Origin of the sequence: Archangium minus (genome assembly GCF_044360475.1) — a bacterium.
In the GTDB taxonomy this organism is placed as follows: Bacteria; Myxococcota; Myxococcia; order Myxococcales; family Myxococcaceae; genus Archangium; species Archangium minus.
Map to the genome: position 1 here is coordinate 12718514 of NZ_CP043494.1, position 16575 is coordinate 12735088.

Consider the following 16575-nt stretch of genomic DNA (forward strand, 5'->3'; position numbering starts at 1 on the left):
CCGAAAGTGAGACGAGGACCCGCTCCCGGAGCGCGAACGCACACCGGGGCCAACGGGCGAATGACGGACGGCGGGCACACGTGCGCCCGTCCCTCCGCGCTTCAGCGCTCGGGCTCCCGGCTCAAATCAGGTACGTGCAGTGCTGGATGTAGATCGGCGGCGCCGTGGAGCGATGGTGGCTCTGGGTGCGAACCCAGGCCTCGGGCAGCGACTCCGGCTCGGGCGGCGGCGACAGCACGGGCCGGACCGGAAGCAGCGCCTTCGCGGGCAGCTCCCAGCGGCTCTCGAACATCGCGAGCGCGGTGGACTGCTCGGGTTGCACCACGGGCGCGTCGCAGCAGCGCAGCTCCGCCGCCTGTCCAAGCTCCTGGGGCGCGGGCTGTCCGGCCTTCTTGCCGTGGCCACAGCAGCACGAGGCTCGCAGCCGCACCTCGTCCTGGCACAGGTGCAGCAATCCCGTCAGCGCACCCATGCCCGAGTGCAGCCCGAGAAATGCCACCAATGCGAGTACGCGCAGCCCCATTGCCATCCTTCGTTACCGCCTAGTAGGCCGCAAAGAGATAGCGGACGCAATTGCCTTGTGCCCGTATGTCTCGGGCTTTGCATGAGCAGGAGTTGTTTGTCTGGTGAGCGGCTGGGCCCTCACCCCAGAGGGAGAGGAGGCAGGCGCGAAGGCTTCCCGGAAGTGCCCTACCTTCCTCGGAGCGCCATGAAGCGCTTCGGGAGGAGGGCATGAAAACCGGAGTCGGCAGGCGTGTGCTGCGTGGGCTGGGCGCGGGGGTACTCGGCACACTCGCCCTTACCGGGTGGGAGCCACTCCGAAACGCTTGGCTCGGTCATCTGCCGCCCTACTCCGTCAGGGAGATCGCTAGGCGAGGGGCCAGGCGGTGGCTCGGCGTGCGACTCAGCTCCCATGACGCCTTGCGTTGGGGGCTCCTCATGCGCTGGCTCTATGGTCCCTCGCTCGGCGTGCTGTATGCGTGGCTCCGGCCCGCGCTTCCGCCCACGGCCTTGCTTCGTGGGCCCTTGTTGGGAGGTGGGGTGTGGCTCTTCGAGCGGCTCTCCTTTCCCCTCCTTGGGGTCACGCACTCGCCTCGCACCTGGACTCCCACCGAGCGACGGCTGCTCGTGCTGCAGGGGCTCGTCTTCGGGTTGTTCACCGAGGCCGCGCTCTCACGGTGGCAGGCGGACGGGCTTGGCACGGGTCACTCGCTCCAGGTTGGCAGGGGCAGCCCGGCCTCCCCACTTTGAAACCGTCAACGGTGCAAGTGTCTGGAGGAGCGGCGCATGTGGGCTCGCTGGTTGAACGTCATCCTGGGCTTCTGGTTGGTGTCGTCGCCTTTCGTGCTCGACTACCGTCTGCAGGAGGCCCAGCTCAATGATCTGTGCGTAGGGTTGGGCGTCATCCTGTTGGCCCTCGCGGCCATCGCTGTCCCCAAGCTGCGCTACGCCAACACCCTGCTCGCCGTGTGGCTCATCCTCTCGCCCTTCGCGCTGGGCTATGGCGGCTACCGAGTCCCCACCCTCAATGCCATCATCGTGGGCGTGCTCGTCGGCGTGCTGTCGCTCGTCTGGGATCACCGGACGTGGACGCCCCATCGGAGGCCGCTCACCGAGGCCTAACGCTTCGTCCGTTGTCCGACGGCTGCACGCAGGACACCGGCACCGGAACACCTCGGGGGAGTAAAACAGCCCCATGAGGCTCCACCAGAAGCTCTGTCTTGGCGTGAGTGCCCTCGCGCTGACCGCGTGCGCCATCCTTGGTAAGGAGCAGACCGCCACTCCCAAGCAGACCTGCACGCCCCAGACCGTCGAGCTCATGAAGAAGCTGGGCGTGGAGGCGGGCCAGAAGGGCTCCATGCTCCTCGAAGCCGAGCTGCCTGGGGGTCCCCAGGACTACGGCGTCTACCGTCAGGGCCAGGTGACGAGCCGCCTGGAGACAGCCGTGGGCACCCTGCCCGCGGGCACGCTCGTCGACGGCGTGCTGTGGATGGACACGGGCAAGGTCCAGGCCCACTACACCCAGGCGCGCACGCCGGATGGGCAGACCTTGCCCGTATGCCTCGTGCTCGGCTCCTCGGCCCCGGGAGGTGTCTACGCCGAGGCGGGCACCACTCCCAGCTCCATCAACCTGCCCAGGAGCGTCCCCTTCACCGTCGTCGACACGTTCCAGTGAGCGGATGAGCGGACCCACGGGCGGGTGGGTCCGCTCGGACGAGGCGCTCAGTGGTGACGGCCCGAACCCGGCTCCGAGAGCTTGCGGTGCTGCTCAGCCGAGACCTTGTCGGGCATCACCTTGGCCGCGGTGGCCATCGCCTTGTTCTTGAACGAACCGGCGACGACCTTGTCCTCGCCCGCCATCAAGGCCTCGAAGCCCTGACGCGCGACGAGCTCCGCGCTGTCCTGCTCGTCCTTCTGCCCCGCCTTGGTGTCGTCCATGCCCGCGCGGTGGAAGAAGTTGGTCTCGGTGGGGCCCGGCATGAGCGCCGTGACCGTGATGCCGGTGTCCTTGAGCTCGTTGCGGATGGCCTCGGAGAACGAGAGCAGGAAGGCCTTGGAGGCGGCGTACACGGCCTCGAAGGGCCCGGGCATGGTGGCCGCGATGGACGAGGTGAACAGGATGCGGCCCTCGCCGCGCACGACCATGTCCTTCAGCACGCGCTTGGAGAGGTGCACGGCGGACGTGACGTTGAGGTTGATGAGGTTGAGCTCGGCCTCGAGCGACGTCTCACGGGCGAAGTCACCGCCCACGCCCACGCCCGCGTTGATGGCGATGGCATCCACGGGACGGCCCAGCGCCTGAATCCGCGCGTAGAGCTTCTCGACGCCGTCATAGAGGGAGAGGTCCGCCTGCACGCTCTCCACCCTGGCACCTAGGACCTCGAAGGCCTGTGCGGCCTCCACAATTCCGGGGTCCTCCGCGCAGACCAAAAGGTCGAAGCCATTGCGCGCGAACTGCTTGGCGAGCTCATAGCCAATGCCGCTAGAAGCGCCCGTCACGACCGCTAGGGGACGAGCCGATAGCTTGGTGTCAGCCTGGATCATTTCCGTCTCTCCGTCTCGAAGGGTTCACGAAAACGGGTTCAAGGTTGGGCCAGCGCCAGGGGCGGACAACCCGTGAACCCCCTTTGACACGGAGAGGGTCGATCGGCCGTCTGCTGCTCCGGGTAGCCGTCAGGCCCGGTACTCGGGAAGCAGCGGCAGCTCGCGTTTCAGGTGCTCCACCAGCAGGCGCACCTTGGGCGAGAGGTGCCGCTTCTGGGGATAGAGCGCCCAGACAGCGGTGTTCGGCGGCTGGTTGGCCTCGAGCAGGGAGATGAGCCGACCCGAGCGCAGGTGCTCGCGCACGTAGTAGTCCGGGAGCTGGCAGAGACCGAAGCCCCGCAGCGCCGCATCGAGCACCGCCGCGCCACTGTTGCAGCGCCACGGCCCGCGAGCCCGGAAGACATGCTCGTGGCCCTGCTCGTCCTGGAACACCCAGGCATCCGTGGTGCCAATCAGACACGGGTGGCGCTCCAGCTCCGAGAGGCTGTGTGGCGTGCCATACCGCTCCAGGTACTCCGGCGCGGCGCACAGGTACATGGACCGCGGCGCCAGGCGCGTCGCCACCAGCGTCGAGTCCGTCAGCCGCCCGAGCCGGATCGCCAGATCGAACCCCTCCTGCACCAGGTCCACCGTCTGGTTGGTGAGGTGGATGTCCACACGCAGCCCGGGATGGCGCGCCATGAAGGCGTTGACCAGCGGCACGATGAAGCGCTCGCCGTACGTCACCGCCGACGTCATGCGCAGCAGCCCCTTGGGTGTGCCCTGCAGGTCACTGACCGCGAGGAAGGCCTCGTCCCGCTCCTCGGCCAACCGCTGACAATGGGCCAGGAAGGTGTGCCCCGCCTCCGTCAGAGACACGCGCCGGGTGGTGCGGTAGAAGAGCCGCGCCTGAAGCCTGTCCTCCAGCCGGCTGATCTGCCGGCTCACGTGCGAGGAGGACACTCCCAGGCGCTCGGCCGCACGCGAGAAGCTGCTCGTCTCGGCCACGGCGACGAACTCGTCGATTCCTTCCCACCGGTTCATGCGAAGTGCATCTGTCGCGGGATTATCCCTGGACAGCAACAATCTTTTCCCGGACCGATGAAGATCCACCCGCCCCCATGGATTAGCTAGCGGAGGCACTTCACCCCCTGTCGAGGAGTCCCTCAGATGATCAAGTCCCGCGCCGCCGTCGCCTGGGCCGCCAACCGTCCACTCGAAATCGAGGAGATCGACGTCGCTCCGCCCAAGAAGGGCGAGGTGCTGCTGCGCATGGTCGCCACGGGCGTCTGCCACACGGATGCCTATACGCTCTCTGGCAAGGATCCCGAGGGCCTCTTCCCGGTCATCCTCGGACACGAGGGCGGCGCCATCGTGGAGGAGGTGGGCGAGGGCGTCACCTCGGTGAAGCCGGGTGACCACGTCATCCCGCTGTACACACCCGAGTGCCGCGAGTGCAAGTTCTGCCGCTCGGGCCGGACGAACCTCTGCCAGGCCATCCGGGCGACGCAGGGCAAGGGACTGATGCCGGATGGGACGTCGCGCTTCTCCAAGAAGGGCCAGCCCATCCTGCACTACATGGGCACCTCCACGTTCTCCGAGTACACGGTGCTGCCGGAGATCGCCGTGGCGAAGATCTCCAAGGAGGCGCCGCTGGAGAAGGTGTGCCTCCTGGGCTGCGGCGTGACGACGGGCATGGGCGCGGTGCTCAACACGGCCAAGGTGAAGCCGGGGAGCACGGTGGCGGTGTTCGGCCTGGGAGGCATCGGCCTGTCGGTCATCATCGGCGCCGTCATGGCGAAGGCCTCGCGCATCATCGGCATCGACATCAACCCGGCCAAGTTCGAGGTGGCCAGGCAGCTCGGGGCCACCGAGTGCATCAACCCGAAGGACTACGACCGGCCCATCCAGGAGGTCATCGTCGGGCTGACGGACGGCGGCGTGGACTACTCCTTCGAGTGCATCGGCAGCGTGCAGGTGATGCGCTCGGCGCTCGAGTGCTGCCACAAGGGCTGGGGCGAGAGCATCATCATCGGCGTGGCGGGCGCGGGAGAGGAGATCGCCACCCGGCCGTTCCAGCTCGTGACGGGGCGGGTGTGGCGCGGCTCGGCGTTCGGCGGCGTGCGCGGGCGCACCGAGCTGCCGGGCTACGTGGACCGGTACATGCGCGGCGAGTTCGAGCTGGACACCTTCATCACCCACAAGATGGGACTGGAAGAGGTGAACAAGGCGTTCGACCTGATGCACGAGGGCAAGAGCATCCGCTCGGTGCTCCTGTTCAACCGCTGAGCCGGAGGCCGCGATGAGTGAAACCCTGACGGTCGTCTCCAGCCACAAGAGCTTCGGAGGCTGGCTCAAGCGCTACCGCCACAAGTCCAGCACGCTGGGCTGTGACATGACGTTCGCCATCTACCTGCCGCCGAAGACGGCGCGTGGCGAGCAGGTGCCGGCGCTCTACTGGCTCTCCGGGCTGAGCTGCACGGACGAGAACTTCTCGCAGAAGGCCGGGGCGCAGCGGCTCGCGGCCGAGCTGGGCATCGCCCTGGTGATTCCCGACACCAGCCCGCGAGGCAAGGACGTGCCGGGAGACCCGGACGGCGCCTGGGACTTCGGGCACGGGGCGGGCTTCTACCTCAACGCCACGCGAGAGCCCTGGTCCCGGCACTACCGCATGCACGACTACGTGGTGCACGAGCTGCCCGCGCTGGTGGAGAAGACCTTCCCGGTGAACGGGAAACGAGGCATCAGCGGGCACTCGATGGGCGGGCACGGAGCGTTGGTGTGCGCGCTGCGCAACCCGGGGCGCTACCTGTCGGTCTCGGCGTTCGCGCCCATCAGCAACCCGATGAACTGCCCGTGGGGCGAGAAGGCCTTCAGCCGCTACCTGGGGCCTGACCGGGCCACGTGGCGCGAGTGGGACGCCTGCGCGCTGATCGCCGGAGCGACGGAGAAGCTGCCGCTGCTGGTGGACCAGGGAGATGCCGATGACTTCCTGGCCAGCCAGCTCCTGCCCGAGGCCCTGGAGCGCGCCGCCGCCGCCGCGGGACATCCGCTGACGCTGCGCCGACAGCCCGGCTACGACCACGGCTACTACTTCGTCTCCAGCTTCATCGACGACCACCTGCGCCACCATGCGCAGGCATTGCTCGGCTGAAACAAATCAACAGCAGGAGCCCCCTCCGGGCTCAGTCTTCCGCAACTTGTCCGACTGTCGGACAGGTAGGCGAGAAGTGCGGCCGGCGTCGATCTCGGACTCGAAGCGAACCACGGCGGGAACGTCGGCGGCGATCCGGATTTCCGCCTCGCCATCATTGGGCAGCTCGGAGAGCACGATGTAACGGCGAGGTGCATGTTCCAAGGGTTCCGACCGCACGGCTCGCGGGAGCAAGAGGAGCAACAGCAGGGAAATTCCGAATATCCAAGAGCAGGAGGTGAGGTACATGCACGGAAGATTCTAGTCCGCACCTCACTTTCCAGGTAGAACAGCGAACCCGACCTGCGCAATTGTGCCCGTGGGATCCATGGGTACGTGGAGTGACATGGATTCCAAGCTGGAAAACCTCTGCAACACCCTCGAAGTACTGGCCGGGCAGCACTCCAGCGAACCGGATGCGGAGAGCACCATCAAGACCGCAGCCAAGGCGCTCCACTTCATCCAGCACATCGGCCGGATGAAAGACTTCTGGGAGTTCGCCAGGATCTTCGACACTGAAGAAGCCTGGCCGAAACCCCAGCACTCTTTCACGTGCCGGGAAGCGGCCCTTGCCTGGCTGCGGGCCCAGTGGGCAGTTCCCCATGAAACCGTCCTGGGGGTAGCGGGGACTCTCTACAACGTCACGCGCATGCCCGACGGTGAGTGGGTCTTCATCCGATTTCCCACGATCGAAGAGTTGGAATCGGAGGAATGAGCAGCCCTCCGAAGCATCAGGGCCCAGGTGCTGGAGTAGACCGTGGAGCCCAGAGTCGCCCCAGGTCGAGCGGCTCAGCATCGAATGGCTCGGCGCGAACCACCTCCGCGCCACCATGACGGGCTGATAGCTGCCAACCCTGCTCTCCTCGACGATAGATCTCCAGAGTGTGAACTCGCGGGTCCACCAGCCACGCATGGCTCACCCCCTCCTGGTAGTAGAGGGACAGCTTGCGCCCGCGATCCAATGCAGCCGTAGAGGGCGACAACACCTCGCAGACCCAATCGGGCGTCAGGTCAAAGAAGGGCTCATCCCGCTCAAGCAGTCCGGGTGCACGCTCCTGGCGCCAGCCCGCGAGATCGGGCACCAGCACCTGCCGGCCGAAGTGCAGCTCCGGCTCGTACAGAATCCACCAGCCACCCGGGCCTCCTTGCCCATAGCTGAAGGCATTGCCCAACATCCCCCCAAGTGCCGAAGCCACCCACGCGTGCCACTTCGCCGGCCGTGGAAAGGCCCACAGCTCGTCGTCGATGATCTCCCCCACCCACCCCAGCGGTAACGCCTCGATGTCCTCGTAGGTGGCTGGACGCTTTCCCCTGCCCATCTCCACTCCTCCCGCAGGCCTTCCTGCCTGACCGCTTACATTCTACAGGAAGGTCTGACGGGAGAGGTAGGGCCCGCCCCCGCTCAGCGTGCCGCGCGCGCCAGTCCGGCCACGCTCAGCACCAGTCCGCCCACGAGCGCGGCGAGCCCCGCTGTCGCGGAGATGCGCTTCCACAGCGGCGTGGGCGGCACCGGCCCGTGAGGGCCCACGCCCTGCGGTATCGCGTGGAAGAGATTGCCCTCGGGCCTTGTGACGGGCTCCTCGCGCATCTGCATCCGCGCGCCCCACTGTCCCATGATGGCCTTGCCCACCCACGGGAAGAGTTCGTTCAACCACAGCATCAGCTTGCCCTGGAGGAACACCGGAACGATCGTCCTCCCCGGGCGCATCGCGCACCGCACCACCGCTCGCGCCACCACGTCCACGTCATACGTGGGCGGCACCGGCTTGGGCGCCAGGCCAAACATCGTCGGCGCGTGCGCGAACATGTTGCTGTCCACCGAGGGCACCAGCACGTTCGACACCTGGATGCCCGTCCCCATCAACTCCAACTCCAGGCTCTTCGCCCACCCCAGCGTGGCGTGCTTGCTCGCGCTGTACGCGGACAACAGGGGCGCCGAGCCCTTCGACAGCATCGACTGGATGTTGAGGATGTGCCCGCTGCCTCGCGCCCGGAAATGCGGCAGCACCGCCCGCGCGAAGCGCATGAAGCCAAAGCAGTTGATGTCGAAGATGCGCGTGATGTGCTCCCACGGCAGCTCGTCGAAGAGCCCGTAGCTCTGCACTCCCGCGTCGTTCACCAGGATGTCCACCCGGCCATAGTGCGCCAGGCACTCGCGCACCACCTGGTCCACGTCCCCTTGGATCGTCACGTCCCCGGGTACCGCGATGCACTCGATGCCCCGCTCCAGCAACTGGAGGCGCAGCTTCTCCAACGCCTCCACCCGGCGCGCGGTGACGCACAGCTTCACCCCCGCCTCGCCCAGTCGCACCGCCGACTGCCAACCCACCCCGCTCGATGCCCCCGTCACGATGGCGACCTTGCCCATCAGGTCCTGGCGAGCCATGTCCTCTCCCTGTGTCTCGGGCCCCGGAGGCGAGCCCATCGCCCGCTCCCTCGAGTGCCCAGCGTTCACGCGCAATCCCAACCGGGAGGATGGGAATTCCCGCCCCCTCCGCGCACCCCGCCCCGTGCGCCTCGTGCCTGCCCGCCCGGGTCCCATGGCGCCAGACGACTCCCGACGTCCACTGTTGAACGCAACGCGATGGCCATTTCCTCGCGAACCCGTCAGGTCGGGTGAGACTGCGGGCCATGAGCTCGGTGCTCGATGCGGTCGTGGTGGGCGCGGGCCCCAACGGGCTCGCCGCTGCCATCTCCCTGGCGCGCGCGGGACGCTCGGTGCGGGTGCTGGAAGCAGCCCCGACACCCGGCGGTGGTGCCCGTTCGGCCGAGCTCACCCTCCCCGGCTTCGTCCACGATGTCTGCTCCGCCATCCACCCGCTCGCCGCGGCCTCGCCCTTCTTCCGCCAGCTCCCGCTCGACGCCCACGGCTTGGAGTGGGTGCACCCCCAGGCCCCGCTCGCCCACCCGCTGGAGAATGGCACCGCCGCGGTGCTTGAGCGCGGCCTCGAGGCCACCGCCCAGGGGCTCGGCCCCGACGCGGACACCTATGTGAAGTGGATGCGCCCCATGGTGCGTGCCTTTGACGACGTCATGGCACAACTGGGTGACCCCTTGCGCGTCCCCCGTCGTCCGCTGCGCCTCGCCCGCTTCGGCCTGCGCGCCCTGCGTCCCGCACGCTCGCTCGCCGAGAACGCCTTCCAGGGGCCCCTGGCGCGCGCCCTCTTCGCCGGCTCCGCCGCGCACTCCTTCTCCGCGCTCGAGCGCCCCTTCACCTCCGCCTTTGGCATCCTCCTCATGGCCTCGGGTCACGCCGTGGGCTGGCCCTTCCCTCGCGGTGGCACGCAGAAGCTCGTGGATGCGCTCGTCAGCTACCTGCGCGTGCTCGGCGGTGAGGTGGTCACCGACCACCGCGTGCACAACGTGGATGAGCTGCCGCGCTCACGCGCCGTGCTGCTCGACGTAACGCCCGCGCAGCTCGTGAAGCTCGCCGGCCACAAGCTGCCGCCACGCTACGTGGAGAAGCTCCGGCGCTTCCGCTACGGGCCCGGCGTCTTCAAGGTGGACTGGGCCCTCTCAGGCCCCATTCCCTGGCGCGCGCAGGCGTGTGCCCGCGCCGGCACCGTGCACCTCGGCGGCACGTTGGAGGAAATCTCCGCCAGCGAGACCGCCATCTCGCGCGGAGAGGCCCCCGAGTACCCCTACGTGCTCCTGGCCCAGCACACGCTGTTCGACGACAGCCGCGCGCCCTCGGGCCAGCACACCGGCTGGGCCTACTGCCACGTGCCCAACGGCTCCACCGAGGACATGACGGAGCGGATTGAGGCCCAGGTGGAGCGCTTCGCCCCCGGCTTCCGCGCGCGCATCCTCGCCCGGCACACGCGCTCGCCCGCGCAGTACGAGGCCTACAACCCCAACTTCATCGGCGGCGACATCTCCGGCGGCTCGCTGGAGGGAATGCAGTTGTTCGCCCGGCCCCTGGCGCGGCTCGTGCCCTATGCCACGCCGGATCGGCGCCTCTACCTGTGCTCGTCCTCGACGCCTCCCGGTCCTGGGGTGCACGGGCTGTGTGGGTTCCTCGCCGCCCGCGCGCTGCTCGCCAGCGAGGTGTGGCGCAAGGGGTGAGCTCCCACTCATGTGGGGCCTCCGTATTTTCAAGGATTTACATCCCCTGCGGGATGTCGGGCTTTGAAGAAATCACCCGAAATTCACTTTTTATGAGCCATTGGCGAAATCGGGAGGTCCTAGGGCAGGAACCCCCCGACCAGTCCGGCCGCCATGACCCCAGATGCCCCCCCTTGCTCCACTTCCCCCCGAACAGACGCGCCTCCGCGTCGACGCGGGCCGATGCTCGTTGCCGGGGTTGGCCTCATGGCCCTGCTCGTCGGCGTGGCACTGCTCCGCCGAGGAGGTGGTGACGAGGCGGACACGGCGGAGGCACGACGGGCCGCCGCGCCCAAGGACCCGAAACAGGGCGCCTCCCGCCTGAAGGGCCCCCCCGGCCAGACCGGACCCGAAGCCGCAGGCGGAGAGGCCCGGGGCGCGCAATTCGACGCGACGACCTGCTGGAGGGACCTGGAGCGCTTCAACGAGGAGGTGACGCTCGACAACTTCCGCGAGTGGGCCGCCCCCCTGCTGAGCGCGAGGGATCCACTCGTGCGCAACTACTTGAAGGAGCGCCTCACGGAGCTCATCGGCAACGACGCGGGCCGGGCCCTCCAGGTGGTGGACTGGGCCCTCGGCGCCGAGGGCAAATCGTTCGGGGTGTTCCTGACAGCCGTGAGGGACTCCGAGGCCGTCCACCTCCCCCAGGTCTCGGCGAAGCTCCTGGACATGGGCATGGACGCCCGCATCGCCCCGGAGCGGCGCGCGGGAATCCTGTCGGCCCTGGACACGCAGAAGAAGCTCGCTCCGGCCGCGCTCGACCGGCTCGCGACCTTCGCGAGCGAACCGACCTCCGGCGAGGCGGGCTGGGCCGCGGCCCGCACCATCGGACGGGTCATGAAGCACGATGCCCGGCGCAACGGCGACCCCGCGCCCTACCTGGACAAGCTGCTCACCATCGGCGTCGAGTCCCCCGACGAGCAGATCCGCTACCTGGGGCAGATGATGCCCATGCACGCCGCGCCCATCCTCGATGCCCAGAGCACCGAGCGCTACGCCCGGATCCTCACCTCCGAGGGCAACGAGGCGGGCCGGGATGTGGCGGCGCATCTGCTCTCCCTCTCCCCGGAGAAGGAGAAGGTGCTGGCGCTGTTCGCGAAGACCTTCGAGACCGACCCGTCCGTGTGCGTGCGCTGGGCCCTCTTCCGCTTCTCCGCTCGCGTGGCCGGCAGGGACGCGCTCCCGGTCATGGCGAACATGGCCCTCGCCGACCCGCGCTTCCAGCCGCTCTACCAGGCCTTCGAGCAGCTCTACGCGAGCGGCACGCAGGACTGGGTGCGGCTGTGGAACAGCCTGCCCGAGCAGGATCCCTTCCACTGCCTCGACCGCCACGACTGAGCACGGGAGCCGCCATGACACGCCGCCCTTCCTTCCGCCCCCTCCTGCTGGCGCTCACGCTCTGCCCCCTCCTGCCCACGGCCGCACGGGCGGCATCCTCGGGCCCGGCGCCCGCCCTTCAAGCAGAGACCTGCTCGGTGGAGGGCCTGATGGATTCCATCCGCCGAGGGCTCCACTCGAAGTCGGAGGCCTACAAGAAATACATGCGGACCCTGCTGCGCGAGTCCGCCGTCAACCTGCCCGGCGGCGAGCTCCAGGCGGCGTTCGAGCGGGAGAGAGACCCCCTCATGGCCGAGCACCTGGCGGCCGCCCTGGTCGCGCGCACCGAGCGCGAAGCGGACCCCAGCGCCATGCAGGCCGTGGTCCGGAGGGCCCTGGAGGAGCCCGACCCGGCCCTCCGTGCCGCCACCGTGCGCGCGATGCGGCGCACCAGCGCCCTCGAGAAGACGGGGGACATGTACGAGCGCCTGGTGCGGGACGCCTCGCCCGAGGTGCGCCAGGAGGCCGCGGCGAACATCGTCGAGGACATCCAGCAGGTCTATTCGGGCTACCACGGCCCGGCCTCGGACACCGCGGTGTCGGCCGCGGTGGCCTCCACGGACCCCCAGGTGACGGCGAGGATTCTCGGCAACATCGACACCCATAAAATCAGCGCCGATTCGGCCAGCAGGATCCACTCGTTGCTGCGCAGCGACGATGCCCGGGTCCGCGAGGCGGCGGCCACCGCGCTGGGCGGGGTGGGCGCGGAGCAGATGGCCAGCGCCCGAGACTCCCTGCTGGGCATGTACCGCGACGAGAGGGACCCCGGGGTGCGCAAGGCGCTCCTGCGGAGCATCGCGCAGCTCGGCTTCTCCAGCGCGGTGCCCGAGCTGCGGCGGCTGCGCGACATCGACCCCCGCCTGGCGCCCGAGGTCGACACGTGGATCCGGGTTCTCGGCATGGGCCTTCAGGAGTGGAGCCTGATCCTGAGGGAGAAGCAGCGGCTGCAGCAGGCTCCGTAGAGCAGCAATCCCCCCCACGCGAGCCGTGAACCGGCTCGAGAGGAACGACGATGCGGAAGACGATGAAGATGTCCCTGGCGGCGCTGGCGTCCCTGGCGCTCCTCCCCACGGCGGTGACCGCGCACGAGGTCCGCTCGCCACACCCCGGCACGGTGACGGCCCTCACGTACTACTCGAGCGGCTCGTTCCACGGCGCGATCGACGTCGCCAGCGGCTCCGGTTGCAACTACTGGGGCGTCCAGACGGGCGTGGTGGGCTCGGTCTCGTGGAACGTGACCATCCGCACCAGCACCAACGTCTGCTACGGGAACGGCAGCGGCAACCAGAACGAGGTGAAGCACATCTGGGCGAACGGGTACACCTTCCGTATCTGGCACTTCAACAAGACGGCCAACTCGTACGACCGCACGTGCGACCGCTGCCAGGTCGGTGACGAGGGCGGCACCGGCAACGTCACCGGTCCCCACAGCCACATCCAGTACGACCTGAACGGCTCCAATGACACGTCCTGGTACGCGAACTACACCACCAAGGGCGAGTACGTGGACCGCAGCGAGACGCTCGGTTACCTCGACTGAGCAGAGCGAGTCGGGCCGGCACCAGCCGGGGAGCGGCTCCACCGGGCGCCGTTCCCTCGCCGGTTTACCGAGAGGTGGACGCGCTCACATGGGCGCCAGGGGGCCTGGTGCATCCACGCCGGCGATGCGCCGCAGGGCCGCCGTCACCTCGGCCTTCGTCCTCTGCCCCGCGGCCACGGCCATGGTGAGCGCGTACAGCTCCTCGGAGCCCCGCGTGAGGGAGATGCCGTTGAGCTCCAGGAACACGAGCGCCGAGAGCAAGCCCACCCGCTTGTTGCCATCGACGAACGGATGGTTGCTGACGACGTGGAAGAGGTACGCCGCCGCCATCTCCCACAGGTCCTGGTGTACGTATTGGCCACCGAACGAGGCCTGGGGTTGGGCCAGTGCGGACTCCAGCAGCCCGGGCTCCCTCACTCCCTGGCCGCCGCCATAATGCGCGAGTTGCAGCGGGTGGATGCTCAGCACGTCTTCCACCGTGAGGAAGTCTGGAGTCATTTCGCGAGCTTCCTCAGGGTCTCGTCATGAGCGTCCATCATCTTCTCGGTGGCGGCGCGGATGCGCGCGCGCCGGTCCTCCGCGCGCACCGGACGAATGATGAGCGACTGCCCATCCGTCTGGACTTCCAGCGGCGTGTCCTTGTCGATGCTCAGTTGCTCCAACAGAGGCTTGTCGATGATGAGCGCCAGGCTGTCTCCGATGGCCGTCAGCGTCTTCGTCATGGCATCCGCTCCATACGGGGACGTTATAACGAGATTCTAACGATCGGGTCCCCGGAACGCCGCGCTCGCGAAAGAGCCCGAGCAGGCAACCGGGCCCTGGCCAGCGAACATTGACGGAAAGCGTCGTCGCGCGACGTTGCGGAGCGCGGTGCCTGCATTACCTAGAAACAATGACCGACGTTCAGACAACGCCACGCGATTACATGATTCCCGAGGGCTGCCCCGTGTGTGCGGCGGACCTGCCGGTGCGGGTCACCGCGTCCGGACCGAACGGCGTCTGCAAGTACTGTGGGTGGTTCGGCCGTCCGCTCGTCACGATGACCCACCGGGGACTGCGCATCTCGTACGAGGGAGCACAGGCCTGAGCATCAATCGAGGAATTGAGCCTGCCCCGGTTTTGTGGACACACCTCATAAGTCGGCATCTTAACCCTACTGTCCACGTAACTGGGGCAAGCCCACTGCGCATCACGTACGAGGGCGCGCAGGCCTGACCCCCACCCGCGAGGCGCATCAATCGAGGAATCGCATCCACCAGCGCCGAGCCTCGTCCTCGGTGAAGCACAGGCTCGAGTGAAGCACAGGCTCGCCGAGCCAGATGCGCTCCCACAACCGCGGAGGCTCGAGCCAAGGCTCCAGCACCCGTGCGAGCTCGCTGTACGCGGGAAGGGTCTTCCCGGCGGACAGGTCTCCCGCTTCAGGCCCCTCGCCAAGGGAGACGACGACGCGATCGCCCGCGAGCTCGTGCACGATGGTTTCGGGAGCATGGAGACGAGAGCGAAGGGCAGCGGCTCCACCGAGCTGGCCCAGCACGGGCTGCCCGAGGAAGTTGAGCCAGTGGACACCATCGACTCGCAAGCCCATCCGGTGAGCGCCGAGCCAGGCCGTGCGCAGATCGATCCCCGGGTAGCGCAGGAGCTCGGCGCGGAAGGCCACGTCCGAGCGACGCAGGGACCGGTAGAGGTGGAGAGCGAGCCCCGCGTGGCCGGAGGCGAAACGAAGCTGAGACGCCATTTCCAGGGCGAGCTCGCGCACCCTCGCAGCACCGTGCACCTCCAGGTACTCGGTGGGGAGTGTCGCGGTGAGGAGACTCACGGAGTCCGGTGAGGGCGTGCGCCAGGGAAGGCGGGCCCGGTAGCAAAGCTCGTAGCCGTTGCTGCTGGAGATGCCTCCGTTGAAGATGAGCTGAGTGGCATAGCCCCTCTTTTCCAAGCGGTTGGCAGTGGGCTCGCTGAGCTCCTCGATAAAGCGGAAAGGCCGATCGGGCAGAAGAAGACGACGGATATAGCTCCAGCGCTCTTCGTGCAGAGCATCGCCCTCATCGTCGTTGGTGAAGGCATAGTTGATGGTCTTGGAACCCTGCCCGACCGCACGCATGTAGCTCTCGACGGCATGGCTCACCCCAGAGGCGATGTCCGGGTGGTCGTAGGGTAGGTAGAAAGCGAAGCGGACCACATCTCGTGCGAGCAACTGCCGCGGAAAGCGGGGCTCTTCGCCACTCCAGAGCTTGACGCGGCCAGGGGGACGTCCACGGTGACGGATGCGGGGGAAGGGGGAAGTCATCAGGGAACGCCGAGTTGAAAAAGCCCTGTGGGAGAGATGATGGCCGCGGGACATCGCCGTGAGAGATTCTGATACGCCTTCAGTTGTGCCTCTACTCCCGGGGACTTGAGCGGTTCCAGCTTGTGGGCGGAGAGACAGGGAAACTTGAGTTCGTAGACGCACTGCACATCGGTGGCATTCCTCGTCCCGTGCACCACGAAGTCAGGATGGGTGGTAGACGCGCCTTGAGGCAGGCAAAGGCCAAGGCGTGCTTGAGTCGGCCAAGCTCCTGGGCGAGGGAGACCTTTTCCCCCGCTTCATCGAACCCGACTGTTTTCAAGCACTCGGCATCGTTTGGAAACTTGCCGTTCTCGAACCTCGAGCCTCCCTCCCGCTGCTGGTAGGCCTCGTTGACGTCAGCGTGGGCCTGCGCCGCGCAAGCCTTGAGAGTCTCCTCGACGAGATCCAACTCCGCGCCGGACAGGGCCCTCTCAAGGGTGTTGAGACCCTGGGCGGCCTCGGCGACCTGGATGGCCTTGTCGAGGACCTGACCGGCGCGAGTCGCCGCCGGAGCGAGGAACTCCCCGGTGCTTGCATTGACGGGGGCGGCACAGGCGGCACCACACGACTGGTTGAACTGGGACCGTGAGCCTGAGAGCGAGCTGCGCGGCGCATGAGGGGCGGTAGCGCAGGACAGGCAGAGCGGCGCGGCGGCCAGGACAGCGAGAAGGAGCCATGCAGACCGCTGAGAGGACACCGAACACCCCTGGTCGTGTCACGAGGTCAGTGTCCGGAATTACGCGGAGCCGAAGGTTCTCCCGTCAAGTCCGTGGAATGAGACGGGCCTGAGCGGAACACGGGGAGCCGCGCGCCGCCCTGGCACGCGGATCCCGCCATCCATCACTCCAGGTCATCCCCACGACAACCCGAGTACCCCTCTACCCTCACCCCGTCCCTCTCCCAGAGGGAGAGGGAAAGTGGGGACGGTCGACTGCTCGGTTGCTTATGGGTGCTGGTTCCACGGTACGGCTCCGCGCCCCCTCGCTTCCTGTCTCGCCCATCCCCAATTTGCCC

20 protein-coding genes are annotated in these 16575 nt (G+C 67.8%); 12 read left to right on the plus strand and 8 right to left on the minus strand.

Going from position 1 to position 16575, the window contains the following annotated elements:
* Positions 1–121: 121 nt before the first annotated feature.
* Positions 122–523 carry a hypothetical protein gene (locus tag F0U60_RS52440; RefSeq protein WP_395812055.1) on the minus strand — a complete coding sequence of 134 codons (402 nt, stop codon included), beginning with the start codon at positions 521–523 and terminating at the stop codon, positions 122–124.
* 416 nt (positions 524–939) lie between these two features.
* Here F0U60_RS52440 and F0U60_RS52445 point away from each other — a divergent pair, with 416 nt between their 5' ends.
* The 3 genes from F0U60_RS52445 to F0U60_RS52455 all read left to right on the plus strand — a co-directional run bounded on the left by F0U60_RS52445 (position 940) and on the right by F0U60_RS52455 (position 2176).
* Positions 940–1251, plus strand: coding sequence for a hypothetical protein (locus F0U60_RS52445; RefSeq protein WP_395812056.1), 312 nt, complete (start codon positions 940–942; stop codon positions 1249–1251).
* Between the two features lie 36 nt (positions 1252–1287).
* Positions 1288–1623, plus strand: a complete 336-nt coding sequence (locus F0U60_RS52450; RefSeq protein WP_395812057.1) for an SPW repeat protein — start codon at positions 1288–1290, stop codon at positions 1621–1623.
* Between the two features lie 73 nt (positions 1624–1696).
* Entirely contained in the window at positions 1697–2176 is a 480-nt protein-coding gene (locus F0U60_RS52455; protein ID WP_395812058.1) for a hypothetical protein, read from the plus strand.
* A 47-nt stretch (positions 2177–2223) separates the two neighbouring features.
* Here the strand turns inward: F0U60_RS52455 and F0U60_RS52460 are convergent, their stop codons facing one another.
* Positions 2224–3045, minus strand: a complete 822-nt coding sequence (locus F0U60_RS52460; protein WP_395812059.1) for an SDR family NAD(P)-dependent oxidoreductase — start codon at positions 3043–3045, stop codon at positions 2224–2226.
* A gap of 129 nt (positions 3046–3174) precedes the next feature.
* Positions 3175–4068: a LysR substrate-binding domain-containing protein gene (locus F0U60_RS52465; protein WP_203409920.1), complete on the minus strand. Its 894-nt coding sequence runs from the start codon at positions 4066–4068 to the stop codon at positions 3175–3177.
* 126 nt (positions 4069–4194) lie between these two features.
* Here F0U60_RS52465 and F0U60_RS52470 point away from each other — a divergent pair, with 126 nt between their 5' ends.
* From F0U60_RS52470 to F0U60_RS52480, 3 genes are all read left to right on the plus strand, one after another.
* Positions 4195–5313, plus strand: a complete 1119-nt coding sequence (locus F0U60_RS52470) for an S-(hydroxymethyl)glutathione dehydrogenase/class III alcohol dehydrogenase (RefSeq protein ID WP_395812060.1) — start codon at positions 4195–4197, stop codon at positions 5311–5313.
* A 13-nt stretch (positions 5314–5326) separates the two neighbouring features.
* Positions 5327–6178, plus strand: a complete 852-nt coding sequence (gene fghA / locus F0U60_RS52475) for an S-formylglutathione hydrolase (protein ID WP_395812061.1) — start codon at positions 5327–5329, stop codon at positions 6176–6178.
* Positions 6179–6563: 385 nt separating this feature from the next.
* A complete protein-coding gene (locus F0U60_RS52480; protein ID WP_395812062.1) occupies positions 6564–6932 on the plus strand; it encodes a hypothetical protein in 369 nt (122 codons plus the stop codon).
* Between the two features lie 16 nt (positions 6933–6948).
* Here F0U60_RS52480 and F0U60_RS52485 read toward each other — a convergent pair whose 3' ends face one another.
* Entirely contained in the window at positions 6949–7536 is a 588-nt protein-coding gene (locus F0U60_RS52485; RefSeq protein ID WP_395812063.1) for a Uma2 family endonuclease, read from the minus strand.
* An 83-nt stretch (positions 7537–7619) separates the two neighbouring features.
* On the minus strand, positions 7620–8603 hold the full coding sequence (locus F0U60_RS52490; protein ID WP_395812064.1) for an SDR family NAD(P)-dependent oxidoreductase: 984 nt from the start codon (positions 8601–8603) through the stop codon (positions 7620–7622).
* A gap of 245 nt (positions 8604–8848) precedes the next feature.
* Between F0U60_RS52490 and F0U60_RS52495 the strand changes: the two genes are divergently transcribed.
* The 4 genes from F0U60_RS52495 (at position 8849) to F0U60_RS52510 (ending at position 13238) form a co-directional block, all read left to right on the plus strand.
* The gene (locus F0U60_RS52495; RefSeq protein WP_395812065.1) at positions 8849–10282 is read left to right on the plus strand and encodes a phytoene desaturase family protein; all 1434 of its coding nucleotides are present in this window, start codon (positions 8849–8851) and stop codon (positions 10280–10282) included.
* Positions 10283–10528: 246 nt separating this feature from the next.
* Positions 10529–11659: a hypothetical protein gene (locus F0U60_RS52500; RefSeq protein WP_395812066.1), complete on the plus strand. Its 1131-nt coding sequence runs from the start codon at positions 10529–10531 to the stop codon at positions 11657–11659.
* Positions 11660–11673: 14 nt separating this feature from the next.
* Positions 11674–12660 (plus strand): HEAT repeat domain-containing protein, encoded by a 987-nt coding sequence (locus F0U60_RS52505; protein WP_395812067.1) that lies wholly within the window; start codon positions 11674–11676, stop codon positions 12658–12660.
* Between the two features lie 50 nt (positions 12661–12710).
* A complete protein-coding gene (locus tag F0U60_RS52510; protein ID WP_395812068.1) occupies positions 12711–13238 on the plus strand; it encodes a hypothetical protein in 528 nt (175 codons plus the stop codon).
* 84 nt (positions 13239–13322) lie between these two features.
* On the opposite strand, the gene F0U60_RS52515 is transcribed toward F0U60_RS52510, so the two are convergent.
* Entirely contained in the window at positions 13323–13736 is a 414-nt protein-coding gene (locus F0U60_RS52515; RefSeq protein WP_395812069.1) for a type II toxin-antitoxin system death-on-curing family toxin, read from the minus strand.
* Positions 13733–13960, minus strand: coding sequence for an AbrB/MazE/SpoVT family DNA-binding domain-containing protein (locus F0U60_RS52520; RefSeq protein ID WP_395812070.1), 228 nt, complete (start codon positions 13958–13960; stop codon positions 13733–13735). The genes F0U60_RS52515 and F0U60_RS52520 overlap by 4 nt, the downstream gene beginning before the upstream one ends.
* A gap of 170 nt (positions 13961–14130) precedes the next feature.
* Between F0U60_RS52520 and F0U60_RS52525 the strand changes: the two genes are divergently transcribed.
* Positions 14131–14325: a hypothetical protein gene (locus F0U60_RS52525; protein ID WP_395812071.1), complete on the plus strand. Its 195-nt coding sequence runs from the start codon at positions 14131–14133 to the stop codon at positions 14323–14325.
* Positions 14326–14472: 147 nt separating this feature from the next.
* On the opposite strand, the gene F0U60_RS52530 is transcribed toward F0U60_RS52525, so the two are convergent.
* A complete protein-coding gene (locus F0U60_RS52530; RefSeq protein ID WP_395812072.1) occupies positions 14473–15414 on the minus strand; it encodes a type VI immunity family protein in 942 nt (313 codons plus the stop codon).
* Positions 15415–15769: 355 nt separating this feature from the next.
* On the opposite strand from F0U60_RS52530, the gene F0U60_RS52535 reads away from it, so the two are divergent.
* Positions 15770–16150: a hypothetical protein gene (locus F0U60_RS52535; protein ID WP_395812073.1), complete on the plus strand. Its 381-nt coding sequence runs from the start codon at positions 15770–15772 to the stop codon at positions 16148–16150.
* Positions 16151–16575: the final 425 nt, after the last annotated feature.

Bases quoted from the DNA above. Each gene is read 5' to 3' on its own strand.
- F0U60_RS52440 (WP_395812055.1), bottom strand. From the start codon at position 523: ATGGGGCTGCGCGTACTCGCATTGGTGGCATTTCTCGGGCTGCACTCG.
- F0U60_RS52445 (WP_395812056.1), top strand. From the start codon at position 940: ATGCGCTGGCTCTATGGTCCCTCGCTCGGCGTGCTGTATGCGTGGCTC.
- F0U60_RS52450 (WP_395812057.1), top strand. From the start codon at position 1,288: ATGTGGGCTCGCTGGTTGAACGTCATCCTGGGCTTCTGGTTGGTGTCG.
- F0U60_RS52455 (WP_395812058.1), top strand. From the start codon at position 1,697: ATGAGGCTCCACCAGAAGCTCTGTCTTGGCGTGAGTGCCCTCGCGCTG.
- F0U60_RS52460 (WP_395812059.1), bottom strand. From the start codon at position 3,045: ATGATCCAGGCTGACACCAAGCTATCGGCTCGTCCCCTAGCGGTCGTG.
- F0U60_RS52465 (WP_203409920.1), bottom strand. From the start codon at position 4,068: ATGAACCGGTGGGAAGGAATCGACGAGTTCGTCGCCGTGGCCGAGACG.
- F0U60_RS52470 (WP_395812060.1), top strand. From the start codon at position 4,195: ATGATCAAGTCCCGCGCCGCCGTCGCCTGGGCCGCCAACCGTCCACTC.
- fghA (WP_395812061.1), top strand. From the start codon at position 5,327: ATGAGTGAAACCCTGACGGTCGTCTCCAGCCACAAGAGCTTCGGAGGC.
- F0U60_RS52480 (WP_395812062.1), top strand. From the start codon at position 6,564: ATGGATTCCAAGCTGGAAAACCTCTGCAACACCCTCGAAGTACTGGCC.
- F0U60_RS52485 (WP_395812063.1), bottom strand. From the start codon at position 7,536: ATGGGCAGGGGAAAGCGTCCAGCCACCTACGAGGACATCGAGGCGTTA.
- F0U60_RS52490 (WP_395812064.1), bottom strand. From the start codon at position 8,603: ATGGCTCGCCAGGACCTGATGGGCAAGGTCGCCATCGTGACGGGGGCA.
- F0U60_RS52495 (WP_395812065.1), top strand. From the start codon at position 8,849: ATGAGCTCGGTGCTCGATGCGGTCGTGGTGGGCGCGGGCCCCAACGGG.
- F0U60_RS52500 (WP_395812066.1), top strand. From the start codon at position 10,529: ATGGCCCTGCTCGTCGGCGTGGCACTGCTCCGCCGAGGAGGTGGTGAC.
- F0U60_RS52505 (WP_395812067.1), top strand. From the start codon at position 11,674: ATGACACGCCGCCCTTCCTTCCGCCCCCTCCTGCTGGCGCTCACGCTC.
- F0U60_RS52510 (WP_395812068.1), top strand. From the start codon at position 12,711: ATGCGGAAGACGATGAAGATGTCCCTGGCGGCGCTGGCGTCCCTGGCG.
- F0U60_RS52515 (WP_395812069.1), bottom strand. From the start codon at position 13,736: ATGACTCCAGACTTCCTCACGGTGGAAGACGTGCTGAGCATCCACCCG.
- F0U60_RS52520 (WP_395812070.1), bottom strand. From the start codon at position 13,960: ATGACGAAGACGCTGACGGCCATCGGAGACAGCCTGGCGCTCATCATC.
- F0U60_RS52525 (WP_395812071.1), top strand. From the start codon at position 14,131: ATGACCGACGTTCAGACAACGCCACGCGATTACATGATTCCCGAGGGC.